16 protein-coding genes are annotated in these 15,271 nt (G+C 65.3%); 5 read left to right on the forward strand and 11 right to left on the reverse strand.

The genetic code is table 11. From position 1 onward, the window contains the following. Positions 1-27: 27 nt before the first annotated feature. A complete protein-coding gene (tgtA, locus tag C457_RS16035; protein ID WP_008096312.1) occupies positions 28-1,602 on the reverse strand; it encodes a tRNA guanosine(15) transglycosylase TgtA in 1,575 nt (524 codons plus the stop codon). Between the two features lie 186 nt (positions 1,603-1,788). Here tgtA and C457_RS16040 point away from each other — a divergent pair, with 186 nt between their 5' ends. The 3 genes from C457_RS16040 (at position 1,789) to C457_RS16050 (ending at position 4,125) form a co-directional block, all read left to right on the forward strand. Then, a complete protein-coding gene (locus tag C457_RS16040; RefSeq protein ID WP_008096314.1) occupies positions 1,789-2,070 on the forward strand; it encodes a hypothetical protein in 282 nt (93 codons plus the stop codon). Next, positions 2,067-3,587, forward strand: coding sequence for a methyl-accepting chemotaxis protein (locus C457_RS16045; protein WP_008096316.1), 1,521 nt, complete (start codon positions 2,067-2,069; stop codon positions 3,585-3,587). The genes C457_RS16040 and C457_RS16045 overlap by 4 nt, the downstream gene beginning before the upstream one ends. Before the next feature lie 70 nt (positions 3,588-3,657). Next, complete coding sequence (locus C457_RS16050; RefSeq protein ID WP_008096318.1) at positions 3,658-4,125, forward strand: cupin domain-containing protein; 468 nt, start codon at positions 3,658-3,660, stop codon at positions 4,123-4,125. A 36-nt stretch (positions 4,126-4,161) separates the two neighbouring features. Here the strand turns inward: C457_RS16050 and C457_RS16055 are convergent, their stop codons facing one another. The 7 genes from C457_RS16055 to C457_RS16085 all read right to left on the reverse strand — a co-directional run bounded on the left by C457_RS16055 (position 4,162) and on the right by C457_RS16085 (position 11,489). After that, a complete protein-coding gene (locus tag C457_RS16055; protein ID WP_008096320.1) occupies positions 4,162-6,033 on the reverse strand; it encodes an SLC13 family permease in 1,872 nt (623 codons plus the stop codon). Between the two features lie 48 nt (positions 6,034-6,081). Further along, positions 6,082-6,855 carry a CPBP family intramembrane glutamic endopeptidase gene (locus C457_RS16060; RefSeq protein WP_008096322.1) on the reverse strand — a complete coding sequence of 258 codons (774 nt, stop codon included), beginning with the start codon at positions 6,853-6,855 and terminating at the stop codon, positions 6,082-6,084. A 90-nt stretch (positions 6,856-6,945) separates the two neighbouring features. Then, positions 6,946-7,512 carry an NUDIX domain-containing protein gene (locus C457_RS16065; RefSeq protein WP_008096323.1) on the reverse strand — a complete coding sequence of 189 codons (567 nt, stop codon included), beginning with the start codon at positions 7,510-7,512 and terminating at the stop codon, positions 6,946-6,948. Between the two features lie 45 nt (positions 7,513-7,557). Next, positions 7,558-8,289, reverse strand: coding sequence for a hypothetical protein (locus C457_RS16070; RefSeq protein ID WP_008096325.1), 732 nt, complete (start codon positions 8,287-8,289; stop codon positions 7,558-7,560). Positions 8,290-8,366: 77 nt separating this feature from the next. After that, positions 8,367-9,713 carry a cytochrome P450 gene (locus tag C457_RS16075; RefSeq protein ID WP_083864314.1) on the reverse strand — a complete coding sequence of 449 codons (1,347 nt, stop codon included), beginning with the start codon at positions 9,711-9,713 and terminating at the stop codon, positions 8,367-8,369. After that, positions 9,713-10,504, reverse strand: coding sequence for a helix-turn-helix transcriptional regulator (locus tag C457_RS16080; protein ID WP_152420036.1), 792 nt, complete (start codon positions 10,502-10,504; stop codon positions 9,713-9,715). Before C457_RS16080 ends, C457_RS16075 begins: the two co-directional genes overlap by 1 nt. Positions 10,505-10,574: 70 nt before the next feature. Beyond that, a complete protein-coding gene (locus C457_RS16085) occupies positions 10,575-11,489 on the reverse strand; it encodes a UbiA family prenyltransferase (RefSeq protein ID WP_083864315.1) in 915 nt (304 codons plus the stop codon). A gap of 228 nt (positions 11,490-11,717) precedes the next feature. Between C457_RS16085 and C457_RS16090 the strand changes: the two genes are divergently transcribed. After that, entirely contained in the window at positions 11,718-12,539 is an 822-nt protein-coding gene (locus tag C457_RS16090; protein WP_161611454.1) for a helix-turn-helix transcriptional regulator, read from the forward strand. Between the two features lie 33 nt (positions 12,540-12,572). Here C457_RS16090 and C457_RS16095 read toward each other — a convergent pair whose 3' ends face one another. Beyond that, positions 12,573-13,532, reverse strand: a complete 960-nt coding sequence (locus tag C457_RS16095) for a hypothetical protein (protein WP_008096331.1) — start codon at positions 13,530-13,532, stop codon at positions 12,573-12,575. Between the two features lie 162 nt (positions 13,533-13,694). Here C457_RS16095 and C457_RS16100 point away from each other — a divergent pair, with 162 nt between their 5' ends. Further along, the gene (locus C457_RS16100) at positions 13,695-14,504 is read left to right on the forward strand and encodes a hypothetical protein (protein WP_008096332.1); all 810 of its coding nucleotides are present in this window, start codon (positions 13,695-13,697) and stop codon (positions 14,502-14,504) included. A gap of 2 nt (positions 14,505-14,506) precedes the next feature. On the opposite strand, the gene C457_RS16105 is transcribed toward C457_RS16100, so the two are convergent. Then, the gene (locus C457_RS16105) at positions 14,507-14,728 is read right to left on the reverse strand and encodes a helix-turn-helix transcriptional regulator (protein ID WP_008096333.1); all 222 of its coding nucleotides are present in this window, start codon (positions 14,726-14,728) and stop codon (positions 14,507-14,509) included. Next, positions 14,725-15,150 carry a DUF2178 domain-containing protein gene (locus C457_RS16110; RefSeq protein ID WP_008096334.1) on the reverse strand — a complete coding sequence of 142 codons (426 nt, stop codon included), beginning with the start codon at positions 15,148-15,150 and terminating at the stop codon, positions 14,725-14,727. The genes C457_RS16105 and C457_RS16110 overlap by 4 nt, the downstream gene beginning before the upstream one ends. Positions 15,151-15,271: the final 121 nt, after the last annotated feature.

Consider the following 15,271-nt stretch of genomic DNA (forward strand, 5'->3'; position numbering starts at 1 on the left):
ACGCCGACGCGACCGACCGGGTCGGCGCTACTCGTCTGACAGTCCGTCCGAGTCGCCCTCGTCGCGCTCGTCGCCGGCGTCACCCTCGTCGTCTCCCTCGGACGACGCCTCGTCGCCCAACCGCTCGGAGACCGTCGAAAGCGACTCCAGCTCGACCGACTCGGGGACGCGGGCGAGCGCCGACTCGGGCCAGTCGTCGTGCGCCAGCGTGAACGTCGCGTCGGGGTTCTCCTCGACCAGCCGCGAGACGCCGCGGGCGGCCTGCTCGTAGGCGTCGCGGTCGAGTCGCTCGGGGACCTCGGCGGTGAGCGGGTACGTCTCGGAGAGCGACCGCGGGAACGGGCCGAACGGCGGAACGACCCGCCACGTCGCGTCGAAGTCGTCGCCGGAGGGGGTGCCGCCCTCGGTGAGGAGGACGTGGCCCTCGGCGGTCAGGCGGTCCATCCGGGCGTGGTGGCGTGCGACCTCGGGCCGGTGGGCGCTCTCGTTGGAGGCGTAGAAGAACGCGCCCTTCGAAGCGGGGTCCTCGCGTTCGAGTTGGTCGACGTGGTCGAGGAGGGCGCGGTAGCCGTCGAGCATCGCCGGGTGCGAGCGGGCGCGCTCCTCGACGAGTTCCATCAGGTCGCCGTCGCGGATGGCCTGCTTGATGCGGCGGAGTTCGGCGAACGTGACGTGGAGGTTGTGTTCGGCGAGCAGTTGCTCCTGTTCTTTCGACCCCGCGGCGCGCAGGTCGTCGGGCGAGTACTCGGTACAGATGGGGCAGGTACACGGGAGATATTCGAGGTCTTCGAGGTGTTCGGTCCCGCGGACCGTGAGATACCGGCCGTCGCGGGCGTAGAGTGCGTAGGCGGCGGAGTCGAAGAGGTCGCAACCGAGCGCGACGGCGAGCGCGAGCATCATCGGGTGGCCCGCGCCGAACAGGTGGACCGGGGCGTCGACGCCGAGGCCGCGCTTGGCGGCCGCGACGGCGTCGACCATGTCGTCGTAGCGGTAGGCGTTCATCATCGGTACGACCGCGCCCACGGGGAACACGTCGAGGTCGGTCGCGTCGGCGTGACGGCCGGCTTCCTCGCGGAGGTCCGGATAGGTCGACCCCTGAACGGGGGCGTTGACGAGCATCTCACCCGTGTCGGCCGCCTCGGCGTCGGCGAGGGCTCGCTTCGTGATTTCGAGGTCGGCTTCGGCCTGCTCGCGGTCGGCATCCGGCGGCGTCGGGATGTCGACCGGCGTGGCGATGTCGGTCCCGATGTCGCGTTGGAACTGGAGAATCTCCTCGGTCGTCGTGTCGATTTCGCCGTACTCGGCGAGCTGGAACGACCCCGAATCGGTCATGATGGCCCCGTCGAAATCGAGCATCTCGTGGAGGCCCACGTCGAGCGCCTCCTCGCGGAGGTGCTCGTTCGTCTTGATGATGTAGGAGTTGGTGATGAGGATGTCCGCGCCGAACTCGGACTCCAACCGCGCGGGCGAAATCGTGTCGATGTTCGGGTTGACGACCGGCAGGAGGGCCGGCGTCTCGACGGTGACCCCCGCACGCGGGACCGACAGACGGCCGATTCGGCCGGCGAGGTCCCCGTCGCGGAGTTCGAAGTGGTCGCGCATGGAGTGGCGTTTCCCGAGCGCGGCGGTAAGGGTTGCGTTCGCGGGTCGGCCGTGCGCGCAAAAACAGACGCACGACCGGAAATCGGTGCATGCGTTGAAATGTTCTAGAAAATATACAGCAAGGGTATCAAACGTGATTTTTTGGGCGAACAGTTTACAAAGAGATTAGCAGAACTGGGAAACCAGATGTTAGCCAACCTATCGCCACTCGAAGTAACCGCGCTCGCCGTCGCGCTCGTCGGGCTGATACCGGTTATCACGCAGTACAGAGACGAGACGAAGCTGTTCGCCGCGGGGTACGTCATGCTCGTAATCGGCATCGTGGCCACGAACGTCGAGGCGCTCTTCCTCGGGTCGGTGCTCAACTTCGTCGAGCACGCGGTCGGCATCGGTCTCGCGGGCGTGACGTTCTTCGCGGCCGCGTACATCCGCCGGAAAAACGTCATCAAAGGCGGTGAGGGCTCGTGATAATCGACGCGTTCTTCGACGCTATCGGAACCCTCGGGTTCATCGGCGCGGCGGTACTGGCGTGGCTCAACTACCGCGACACCGACGCGGAAGCGTCGTTCTGGCTGACGTACGCGTTCGCTTCCGTGCTGGCGATTCTGTGGATGGCCAGCCTCACGCTGGAAAAGGTCGGCATCTATCCCGAGGTGTTCGACCTCGCGAGTTCGCCGCTCATGACCGCCACGGTCGCCGTCTTCGCCATCGGCGGCACGGCGACGCTCGCCATCGTCGCGGACATGAAGGAGCTCGTCGACAGCGCCGAAGAACGGCGGCGCGAACTCGACGCGCTCACGACGGACCTCGAACGGCAGGCAGAGAACTACGGTGACGCGATGCAGACGGCCGCCGACGGCGACCTCACCGTCCGCGTCGACGCCGAGAGCCAGAACGACGCGATGCGTCGCATCGGCCGCGGGTTCAACGAAATGCTGGAGGCCATCGACTCTGTCATCGTCCAGATACAGACGTTCGCCGAGCAGGTCGACGACGAGAGCTCCGAAGTCACCGCGAGCGCAGACGCCGTGAAGACGACGAGCACGGACGTGGCGAACAGTATCGAGGAGATTTCGGCGGGCAACGAGACGCAGCACCGGAACCTCAACGCCGCGGAGTCCGAACTGAGCAACCTCTCTGCGACCATCGAGGAAATCGCCTCCTCCTCCGAGGAAATCGCGCGGCAGTCCCAACAGACCGTCGGGCGCGCTAAAGAGAGCCAGGAGGCCGCCAGTTCGACCATCGAGAAGATGGAGCAACTGGAGTCGCGGTCGACCGAGACCGTCAGCGAGGTCGAGGACCTCCAGCAGTCGGTCACGCAGATCAGCGAAGTCGTCGACCTCATCGACGACATCGCGGAGAAGACGAGCATCCTCGCGCTCAACGCCTCCATCGAGGCGGCGGGCGCGGGCGACGCCGGTGAGGGGTTCGCCGTCGTCGCCAGCGAGGTGAAGACGCTCGCGGAGGAGACCGCCGAGGCGACCCAGGAGGTCGATTCGCTCATCCGCGACATCGAGAAATCGACCGAGAACGTCGCCGAAGACACCTTCGAGACCCAAGACGAGGTCGAAGCGAGCCGCGAGACCGTCGGTGAGACGGTCGAGGTGCTCGAAGAAATCGTCCACAAAATCGAAGACAGCAACGACTCCATCCAGTCCATCAGCAGCGCCACCGACGAGCAGGCGCAGTCGACCCAAGAGGTCGTCACGATGATGGACGAGATAACGAACCTCAGCGACCGGACGGCCTCCGAGGCCCAGAACGTCTCCGCCGCGGCCGAAGAACAGACGGCCGCGACCCAGCAGATTGCGGCGTCGTCCTCGTCGCTCTCGGAGCGCGCACAACAGCTCAAGTCGCTCGTCTCGCAGTTCGAGTCCGGACGCGCGGCGGGCGGCGCACCGGGCCGCGAGACGGCGACGACCGCGGCCTCGACCCCCAACCGAGCGATGCGGGCCGACGGGCGCGGCGACGACCGTCCGAACTGACCGACGCCCGGCGACCGCGCGGCGAGCGACCCCAACGAACGTTTTTCCGCCGACTCACCGAACGCCCGATATGGAACCGGTCAACGAGTCCGACCTCGACTGGACGGTCCGCGACGGCGTCGAAGGCACGTTCAAACAGAAGCGGCTGGGTGCGGCCGCCGGAAGCGACGACCTCGGCTGTAGCCTCTACGAACTCCCGCCCGGCACACAGCCGTGGTCGTACCACTACCACGCCGCGAACGAGGAGGCGCTGTACGTCCTCTCCGGGCGCGGGCAGGTCCGCCTCGGCGGTGAGGTCCACGCCCTCTGCGAGGGCGACTACGTCCCCTGTCCGACCGACGAGTCAGGGGCGCACTGCGTCGTCAACGACGGCGACGAACCGCTCCGGTATCTGGCGATGTCGACCATGCGCGACCCCGACGTGACGATACATCCGTCCATCGACAAAGTCGGCGTCTACGTCGGCGCGCCGCCGGGGCGCTCGGCGGACCGAACGGTCTCGGCGTTCTACGACCGCGAGTTCGACGGCGACGACTGAGTCGGCGGCGACCGACTCGCGTGTGGGGTGGCGCGCCTACGCGCCGACGCCCCAGAAGAAGGCGATGCCGGCCACGGTGACGACCGACAGGAGCAACTGCAGCGGCGCGCCGACGCGGAGGAAGTCGGAGAACCTGTAGCCGCCGGGACCGTAGACGAACAGGTTCGTCTGGTAGCCGACGGGAGTCATGAACGCCGTCGACGCCGCGAAGGTCACGGCGAGGACGAACGAGAACGCGTTCGCGCCGATTGATTGGGCGGCGCTGGCGGCGACCGGAATCATGAGCACGACGCTCGCGTTGTTCGAGATGACGCTCGTGAGCAACCCGGTCGCCAGGTAGAACACCCACAGGACGCCGATTGCGGGGAGGAACGCCGAAGTCGAGGCGACGGCGTCACCGAGGAGCGCCGCGGCCCCCGTCTGTTGGAGCGCGATACCGAGCGGGATGACGCCCGCGAGCAGGAAGATGACGTTCCACTCGACCGACTTGTACAGTTCGTTCGGTTTGAGCACGCCGGTGAGAATCATCGCGACGACGCCGCCGAGCGCCGAGACGACGATTGGGAGGACGTTGAACGCCGGGAGCGCGACGACGCCGGCGATGATGGCGACGGCGAACGGCGTCTTTTCGGTTCGGTAGTCGGTGTCGTCGAACTCGTGGGCGACGATGAAGTCCTCGTTTTGGACGAGTCGCGTGAGGCTGTCGGGCGGTGCCTGCACGAGCAGCGTGTCGCCGACGCGGATGTCGATGTCCTCGAACCGGTCGCGGACGACCTTCCCGCGGGTCCGGAAGGCGAGGACGTTCGCGTCGTAGCGCTGTCGAAACGTCGAACTGGCGAGGCTCTCGCCGACGAGAAACGAACCAGAAGGGATGACGACCTCGACCATGACCGGCTCTTCTTCGCCCGGGTGGAGCTCGCTCTCCGAGCGGGGCCCGCCGACGAACGTGAGCCCTTCCGAGCGCATGATTCGTTCGAGCGTCTCCCGGTTCGTGCGGAGTCGGAGCGTGTCGTTCTCGTGAATCTCCTTGCGGGCCAGCGGCTCCAAGAACTGCTCGCCGTAGCGGATGAGCTGTAACACGTCGATGTCGAGGTCGTCGTTCCCGAGGGCCTCCTGAACGGTCTGACCGATGAGCGACGAGTCCGCGGGGACGACCACGTCGGCGAGGTACTCCTGGAGCGCGTACTCCTCGAGGAGGTCGTCCTCGGCGGGCACCCGCTTCGGGAGCAGGCGGACGCCGACCGTCATGAGGTAGACCGCGCCGACCACGAAGACGATGACGCCGAGCTTGGTGAACTCGAACATGCCGAAGGCGTGGAGCCCGAGGCCGGGCGACTCCCGTCCGAGTTGGGCTGCGATGTCGCTGGCGAGGATGTTCGTCGAAGTCCCGATGACCGTCAGGGTGCCGCCGAGCATCGAGGCGAACGAAAGCGGCATGAGGAGCTTCGACGGGGAGGTCTTGCCCTTGTGCGCGAGGTCTGCGACGACCGGGACGAGGATGGCCACGACCGGCGTGTTGTTGATGAATCCCGACACCGGGCCGGTGACGCCAATCGTCGCGGCGAGTTGCTTCGTTTGGCTGTTGCCGGCGTACTCGGCCATCTTCCGGCCGATGAGTTGGACGATACCGGTTCGGTTGACGCCAGTGCTCAAGATGAGCATCGCCAACACGGTGATAGTCGCAGGGCTGGCGAATCCCGAGAGCCCCTCCTGCGGGGGGATTTGCGTCCACGGCTCCAACACCATCAGGAGGACCATCACGATGATGGCGGTCACGTCGATGGGGAGCCACTCGGTGGCGAACAAGACGAGAGAGAGGAGGATGAGCGCGAAGACGACGAGCATGTCCACCGTGACGGCCGCCGGAACGAGCCCCTGGACGGCCGACACGAGTGTGGAGAAGAACACGTCTGTTCGAGGAGACAGCGAAGGAAAAAGGCTGGTATCGCCGGCCGCTCAGAACAGCAGTCCGGTCGGAACCTCGCCGGGGTTCATCTCGGCGAACTTGAACACGAGGTACGCCAGCGAGAACAGCGTCGCGTTGTACGCGCCGTGGATGAGCGCCGGCACGGCGATGTTGTCGGTCAGCTCGTACGCCGTACCGAAGACGACGCTCGGGAAGAACAGGATGCCGATGGTGACGAGTCGACCGCCCGCGCCGCCGGTGAGCGCGACGTAGTGAATCGCCGCGAAGATGGCGCTGGCGAGGGCGATGCCCGGAACCGGGCCGAACGACTCTCGGATGCGGTTCTGGACGACCCCGCGGAACAGCAGTTCCTCGCCGGGGCCGATGAGGAGGAACGACGCCGGGACGAGGAGCAACAGCACTTCCGGGTCCTGCGCGGCGATTTCGGTCACTTGGTTCGACCCCGCTTGGACGCCGAACGTCGAGACGAGGAACGCGCCGACGAACGCCGCGACGAGCGCCGTCACGTAGCCGAGGACGACCGCGACGATGTCGCGGAGCGACGGGACGGAGACGCCGAAGTACGAGCGTCCGAGACCGCGGTACCGACTGTAGGCGACGGCGACGCCGCCGAAGGCGATGCCCTGCAGGAGAACCAGCGACATGACGACGAGCGCGAGCGGTGTCAGTTCGATGCCCGCGCTCAACGCCGCGAACTGCGTGATGACAACGAGTATGGTCCCCACCGCGAGACCGCCGCCGCCGAGGGCGATGGCCGCGAGGAAGGACCGAACGGGGTCAGGGAGGCGCGTCGTAGTAGCCACAATCGACCCCTTGGGGCGCCGGCGTCAAAATCCTTCTCGCCTCGGAAGGGGGTTCGAGACGCGAACGCGGGGTGCGCGGAACCGACCGGGCTACTCGCCGGCGAGTTCGTAGTAGAGCACGCCGAGAACCGTCCGCGCGTCGCGGACCTGTCTCTTATACACATCNTGTGTATAAGAGACAGCGTTGAAGTCGAGGTTCTGGTCGGCGCTCGGCTCGCACCCGCGCGCGACGAAGTAGTGGTGGACCGAGTTGGCGATACCGTTGGCCGGCTCGACGGTCACGAGCGGTTCGACCGCCTCGGCCTCGTGGCCGGTCTCTTCCGCGAGTTCGCGCCGGGCGGCCGCGGCGTAGTCGTCGTCGTCCGGTTCCGTGCCGCCGGCGGGGAGTCCGCGGTTCGTCCGGCCGACGGCCTGTCGCCACTCGTCGATGACGACCACGTCGCCGTCGGGCGTAAACGGCAGGACGACGACCGCCGCCGGCTCGTCGACGTAGTGGAAGTCGGTCTCGGTCCCGTCGGGGAGCCGAACGTCGTCCATGCGGATGTCGAAGCCGGGGCACGAGTAGTCGATGCGCGTGTCGGTGGTCTCCCACGCGAGGTCGTCGGCGGGGGCGGCGGGCTCGGACCCGCCGTCACCCGTCTCGGGGTCGTCGCTCATGACATCACGTGACGGCGGTGATTCCAAAAGCGTCGCGATACCCTGCTACCCCGCGTCGTCGAACGAGACGGTCGCGAGGTCGGCTTCGAGGTCGTCGACGTAGTCGTTGTACGCCTCCACGAACGCGGCGAAGTCGCCGGCGAGTTCGCGCACGTCGGGCGCGGCGGGGGGTTCGTACTGCGACAGCAGGTAGATGCCGCCCTCGCCGCCGACGCGGAGATACGACGCCCGCGGACCGTCCCACTTCAGCTCCCAGCGCGTGCCGCCGACCCGCTGGGTGAAGGTGCCGTACTCGCCGTCGAAGCGGTTGAGTTCGCCCGCCATGGTGTCGGCCACCTCGCGGATGGTCGAGACGAGTTGGTCCCGCTGGGCGACGATTTCCTCGGTCGTCGTCACCGCGGGGAACGCCGTCGGCACGTCGTCGAGGACGCCGTCGAGCGACTCGACGTGCTCGTTGTACGCCTCCACGAACGCCGGGTAGTCCTGCATCGCCGTTCCGAGCGCCGTCGGCTCCGGGGGCTGTTTGGTCGAGACGACGTACGTCTCGCCGCCCGACTTTCCCTTGAACCGGAGGTACTGCAGCGCGCCCGCCTCGTACTTGAGCGTCCACGTCCCGCGGCGCGTCTTGAACGTCTCCTGTCCGTAGTCGCCACCCTGGAGGATGGCGAGTTCGCGCGCGATGGGACCCGCGTGGGCTTCGACCGCGGCGACGACCTCGTCGCGGTTGGCCGCGACGTCGTCGGCGCTCGTGATATCGAACGAGAGGGCGTCAGTCATTGTCGGAGGGTGGGCGCTGGAGGGGATAAGTGCACCCGTGCTGGGGCGCCACCACGACCGACGGTACTTTGACCCAATCACGCCTCAGTCAAGCGAACTCGGACCGGATTTCTGGGCTGTGTCGTCAGCGACGGGACGACGTCGAGTGACCCCTCGGACACCAGTTCGATGTCGAACCGCCGGAGTAGCGACGCGAGGACGAGCTTCGCTTCGAGGGTCGCAAAGCGGTCACCCAGACACCGCCGTGGTCCCGCCGCGAAGGGGAAATACGCCCCCAGAGAGAGCGACTGTTCGAACGCCGGCGTCCACCTCCCCGGACGGAACTCCGTCGGTCGGAGGAAAAAGCGGTCGTCGCGGTGGACGACCCACTGATTGAGCGCGAGAATCGACCCGGACGGTATCCGGTAGCCGCCGAGTACGTCGTCCGTCGCTGGCTCGCGGAAGATGCCATAGACTGGCGGATACAACCGGAGCGACTCCTTGAGAACCCGGTCTAACACGTCGCAGTCCGCGACTGCTTCGGCGAAGTTCGGTTCCTCGAGACGGCGGACCGCGGTCGCGGCCCGCGAGGCGATATCCGGGTGACTACCGAGGAGAAACCCCGTGAACGTCAGCGCGAGAGCCGTGGTTTCGTGTCCCGCCACCAGTAGCGTCACGATTTCGTCTCGCAGCTCCGTCCGACTCCATTCGGAATCACTCTCGAGGAGCCCGGTCACGACGGTTCGCCGGTCGACGCTCCCGTCCCGATGGGCGTCGAGAATCTCGTCGACGGCCGCTTCGAGCCTCGTCAGCGCCCGCCGATATCCGAGGTTCTCCGGCGTCGGGATCCATTCGGGCAGATAGACGTACGTCCGGCTGATTCGCTCGAAGTGGTCGAGAATCCGCTCGAACGCCGATCCGAGTTCGGTCGCGTCGTCGGCGACATCGACGCCGAACAACGCGTCGGCGATGATTCGAAGCGTCAGTCGTTTCATCGACGACTCGAGGTCGATCACGTCGCCCGTCGTGATTCCGTCGAGAAACGAGCGGGTGTGCGACCGGATGGTCCGGGCGTACGCGGAGAGCCGGTCGGGGTGAAACGCGGGCTCGAGGTCGTGACGGTGCGCACGCCACGCGTCTCCCTCGGCGAGGACGAGGCCGTTTCCGAGGAGCGAGCGGGTCACGAGTTTCTGGAACCCCCCTTTCCGGTAGTGCTGGTTGCGCTCGATGAGGACCCGTTCGATATCGTCGGGGTTCGAGAGCGCGATGACCGACTGCCCGGCGATTCGAACCCGAACCACGTCGCCGTAGGCCTCCGAGAGGTCGGTGAACCAGTCGAGCGGGTTCGTTCGGAGGAGCCGGTGAGTGTGACCGAGAACCGGCACGCTCGGCGGGCTTGGCGGAAGCGGCGCATCGGCGGCCGACGGGGGACTGTTCGGCGGCATCACGGCTGGAGTTCCGTCGTGACGTGACGTGCCTCTTCGCGGTAGTGTTCGTAGGTGTCCCGAGCCCACTCGACCGCCCGCGGCTCATCATTCATCAGGACACCGCGGACCCCGCCGTGCTCGTGGACCGTGATGCCGGCCACGGGGGACTCCTCGCGTTCCTTGATCCAGAGCGCGTACGGAACCGGTCGGTCCGAGACGTGGAACTCGAAGTGGCCGGCCACCGCCGCGTCGTCGAACCGGTCGCGGTAGTACTCGAGGAGCGAATCGAGCGTTCCCCGCCGAAGGACGATCTCGACGTCGATATCGTGTTCGGTGACGAGGTCGGTAAGCGTGTCGGTGTAAAGCGAAAGCACGACCGGTGCGAACCCGACCAAACGACCGGGGGCGTCCAGTCGGGATAGACTCGGTTGCAGCGCCGACTCGGGCGCGTGCGCCGACGCGACCCGGACGTCGGCACCGCTGAGGAATTCGGGAGCGATACGAACGTCGTTCGGGAGGGCGTTCAACACGTCGGTCGCACTAGCGATTCCGTCCATCGTCTCGACGTAGCGCTCGTGCTCGGCGAGAGCGATGCGACCGGCCGGGGTAAGGCAGTAATCACCGTCACACCGCGTGACGCACCTGATCTCTTGGAGGGCGTGTACTGCACGGTCGACCGTGGAACGAGACGGGCCGACCGATTCGACGAGTTCGGGCTTCGTCTGAGGCTCGGTCGCCAGGGCGACGAGAATATCGTGTCGCTTCTGCATCGTTACCCGAACGTCCCGGCCCGAAATATCATCAGACATATCACAGAGAAATGATTACAAATTGATAAAGTTCGGCATTTGGTTTCGGACCGAGTTGTCCGAAATTATATCACAGGAACAGACTGGCGGCGAGAGAGCCGTTGAGAAACGTCGCGACCCATCCGATGTGAAACCACCGTGACACCGCGTCGGACTGCGCTCGCTCCGACCGACCTACCACTCGTGCCGCGAGCACCGCGTAGCCGACACCGACCGCAAGGGCTGCAGCCCCACCGAGGACGGCCCCGCAAGCGCACAGTACGATGCCGGCGAGAATCGTCGCCACGGACGCAACCCGAACGCTCCGCGTAACGCCGAGGCGTTGGGTGAACGTCGTGACGCCGAACTCCCGGTCGTAGTAGGTGTCGCCGGCCTGATGCAATACGTGATACCCGAAGCCGTAGAGAAACACGGCAAAGAGCGTGGCCCAGACCGAAGGAGTGAGCGCGGAACCCGAGAGAACGACGACGGGCAAGATGATTCCGATCACGTCGACGCCGGTCGTCGTCACGTGGTTGACGACGCCGCGCTCTTTGAGCCGCGGCGGGTAGGAGTACACGTAGCCTAGGACCGTGACGGCGGCACCGCATGCGAGAAACAGGAGCGTCCCGGTGACGTGTGTCAGCCAGCCCCAAAGGGCGAGCGCGACGACGATTTCCGTCACGAGGAGCGTCCGAGTGACTTCACATCCGAGCTGCGAGACGGCGTTCGAGATGACGGACTTCGACGGATTCTCCGCGTCGAGTTCGCGGTCGTGGAGCGCGTCGGCGACCGACGCCTGCATCTTCGATAGCATGACCGCCGCGAAGAGGACAACGAGGGCTGTCGTTCCGGAGTCGACGGGCCACCGAGACGCGAGACCGACGCCGATAGCGACGTAGGTAACGTTATACCCGACTGTCTCGGGAACGCGGTTGACTCGCAGGAAACATCGAACTGTGTGTGTCGCAGAGGCGCCCGCGGACGTCTCCACTGTGTTTGACATGAGTTAGTCACGTACGACTCGTGAAACGACGTAAATTATCTCACCGAACGGGAGAATCACCGCTGCCCGAACGCGTTCGTCTGCGAAAAACTGTGGGAGGCGAGAGTAATCACGTGACTGCGCGACGTACCCTGGTTTCTGGCCTCGTCACCGAGACGGGAGTTCGTTCACGCGACGGTGTCGTTGTTATTAGATGACATAATGGATGGCTGTAACAGAGACTCGAACATGCCTGAGCGTTGCTTGGAAGAGTGTATCGGGGAGCTCCAGTACCTCTTCGGGACGGAGAACCGACTGAACATCCTGTTTTCACTCGCCGAGCGGCCGCGTCCCGCAGACGAGTTACAGACGGCGTTGGATATCCCGCGAACGACCCTTCGACGGACGCTGAACGAACTTGAGGACCGCGGCTGGATCACGTCCGGAGCGAAGCAGGTGTTCTCTCTCACCTTCGGCGGTCGACTTCTCGCGACCGCCCTCGATTCGTCAGTCTCGCGCGTCAATCAACTGGTCGACCTCTCGAAGGTGCTCGACCAGCTACCGCAGTCGGTTCACGAGGAGTTGTTCGGGGATGTACAGGCAGAGACGTTCCTCCGGCTGACAGACCAGTATTCCATGACCGTCGGAACCCCCGAGCAACCGTATGCCCCGGCGGAGCGCGTCCTCGAGGTGCTCACCGAGGCCGACCGGCTCTACGGATTCATGCCCGTGTACAACCCGCTGTACGGCGACCTCATCCAGCGGTTCATCGAGCGTGACTCCGAAATCGAGTTGCTCGTCACGCCGAGCGTCGCCAACCGTGTCTCAGAGGGTGTTCGGAGGGGTCGAGACACGATGTTCGGCGAAAAGAGTCGCTTTTTCGTGGCATCGGAACTGCCCTCGTACGAACTGTTTTTGACCCCGAACAAGGCCCTCGTGACGGCGTACAACAACCAGAATCTCGCCTGCGGTCTCCTCGAAACGTCGCGCGACTGTTGTTTGTTCGACCGGTGGGCGACAATCGCCTATAAGTCGAACTTCGAAGACCGGAGGGTAGAGAGCATCGCCTGAGCAGTTTTGTCAAAAACTGGACCGAACGGAGAGTTAGACCAGGGAACAGTCGGCGGAGCCACAGCCGTAGTCGATACAGCACGCGGCGGCGGCCTGGCCGGGCGAGACGACGCCACCGACGACGCAGTAGTAGTGCGCCGTCGTACACTCGATGTCTCCGATACAGTCGCCGACACAACACCCGACCTTACAGGCGCACCCCGCACAGGCGAGACAGGACAGGAGCGCAACCCACGTCGCGGGCGCGGTCGGACAGGCGGCACAGCCGGCCGCGCATCCGAGGACGGCGCTCCCGCCGCCCGAACACCGAAGGGCGCACTCGATCGCGCTCGAAACCGACTGCGTCGTGAACTGCGGAGAGAGTTCTCTCCCATCGACGGCGAACGTCTCGCTCGTCGGCACCGCGCCGTCCGTAGAGACGCTGTCGGTCGAGACCTTCGACGTCGACTCACCGTAGAACCGAACGACGTGTCGGTCCGCACCGATGACTTCGATACCCTGTGAACCTTCGTTTTTCACGGAGAGGTCGTCGACCGTGACGTTCTTGAACTGACCGACGACCGACTTCGCGGAGCCGTCGATAACGACATCGAGAGAGCCGTCGTCCGACCAGAGCACCGCCCCGTGGATGTCGCCCGGGAGACCGTCGAGGGGGAGGCCGACCCGGACGACCGTGCCGCGAGAGTCGTTGTAAACGGTCCGCTTCGCGTCCGCGTCGCTTCGTACGATTTCGAGGTCCCGGTCCGAAAGCGTCGACTGCAGGTCGGTCGCGTCCTCAAAAGCCGCAACCGCCTGTTCGACCGCCTTCCGTTTAGCACCACCCTTGAGTTCGTCGTGACTGAACGGGAGCTTCCCACCGCTTTTAGTCGCGGCGACGAGGTCCGTCCCCGTGAGACCGAGCGTGAGACTACCGGTTGTCGCGCCGAGCGTCTGCAGCAGGCGACGACGGTTCAATCCGTTCGATTCGTCCGCATTGTCGTTGTTGTCCGACATTGCGACTCGACCTGCGTCGGGTTTTCGTGTCAATTTACCCACTGGGATATCGGACGGGGCGAACAGTCCCGCGGCGTGCCGCGTACCACGGTGTGAGCTGACCCACGAGGTGGGATATCTCGGCAGGTAAAGTGATTGGCGTCCTCCCGGACGGGACCACATATGGTGAACCTGCAAGGCCTTCGGCGACCCGAGTACACCGGTGAAAACCGCTGTTTCCCCTGTACGGTCGTGAACGCCGTCATCGCGGTGGTCGCGTCGGTCGTCGTTTCGCTGGTGAGTCCGATAGTCGGTGTTGCGATGTTCGCCGCCTCCGGCGCGGCGATTTACTACCGCGGCTATCTCGTTCCGGGGACGCCCCAACTCACGAAGCGGTTCCTCCCCGAACCGGTACTCGCCGCGTTCGGTAAACGACCGCCCGCACCGACCTCCACCGAGGGGGAAGCGCCGGACGAAGCGTTCGACCCGTTGGCGGAACTCGCGGCGAGCGGAATCGTGACCGACACCGAAGACGGAACCGACGTGCGACTCACCGCCGAATTCAGCGAGAAGCGAGCCGCGGCATCCGTCGGCGACGACCGGGAAGCCCTCGAATCGGTCTTTCGGCGGGTGTTCGACGACGTGTCGGTCTCCTTCGGAGACGAAAGGCCCGGGCTGGTGGGCCCCAAGAGAAACCACGTTACCCGCTGGCCGTCGGTAACTGCCGCGGTCGCGGACGCGAAATCGGCGGCCGCGCTCGAACGAACGGTCGACGGTTTCGCCTCGTTCGAGCCGGCTCGGAAGGCGAAACTTCTCCAGAGCGTTCGAGTTCTCCTCGAACGCTGCGCAGTCTGCCGGACGCCCCTTCAGTTCGACCGCGTCGAACGCGAGACCTGCTGTCAGACGTACGACGCGGTCGAGTTCTCGTGTCCGGAGTGCGAGGAGACGATGTTCGAGATGACCGCCGACGCGGTCGGACAGGCGGAGGTATAGCGTTAGTTCGAACCTCCATCGCTCGCCTCGTCGAGCCAAAAGAGGTCCTCGACGGCGACGTCGAACAGCCGGGCAAGTTTCAGCGCCAGTTCGAGGCTCGGGTTGTACTTTCCCGTCTCGATGGCGTTTATCGTCTGTCGGGAGACGTCCGTCGCGACGGCGAGTTCCGCCTGGGTGTACTCGTGTTTCGCCCGGTAGACGCGGAGTTCGTTCTGGACGCTCATGGCCCGCGGTGGCTGTAGTACAGGCGACCGCCGGCGTACGCGAGGAACCCGACCGCGAGGTAGATACCGCCGAGCCCGCCGTACGACGACGCGAACGATTCGAGCGGACCGCCGACGACGAGCCGCGGGTAGAAGTACACCCCGGCAATCATGACGAGGATGACGATCCACAGGGCGTTGAGTCCCGCCTTCTCGGTCACGCGCTGGGCGCGCTCGTCTTCTAACGTGTCTGCCCGCGTCAGTCCACGATAGCGCCGGTAGCTGTAATACCCCGCGATACCGCCGGCGACGGCGAGGATACCGCCTTCAACCGGGAACGAATACCACGCGAGAACGACCCCAGCGACGACGAGGAGCGGGGCGAACACGCCCCCCACCGCGAGCCGGACGAAATCGACCGCATCGTTGTTCTTCGTTGTCATGTGAATGTTCCTTTACACTCTGTCAATATAACTTTACTCCCCATCGTCTCATCTATCCAGCCGAGGTCGACATCGTCGCCGGTTTTATCACCGATAATACACGTCTCGGATGTGATGAGCC

It is taken from the genome of Haloferax prahovense DSM 18310 (genome assembly GCF_000336815.1).
In the GTDB taxonomy this organism is placed as follows: domain Archaea; phylum Halobacteriota; class Halobacteria; order Halobacteriales; family Haloferacaceae; genus Haloferax; species Haloferax prahovense.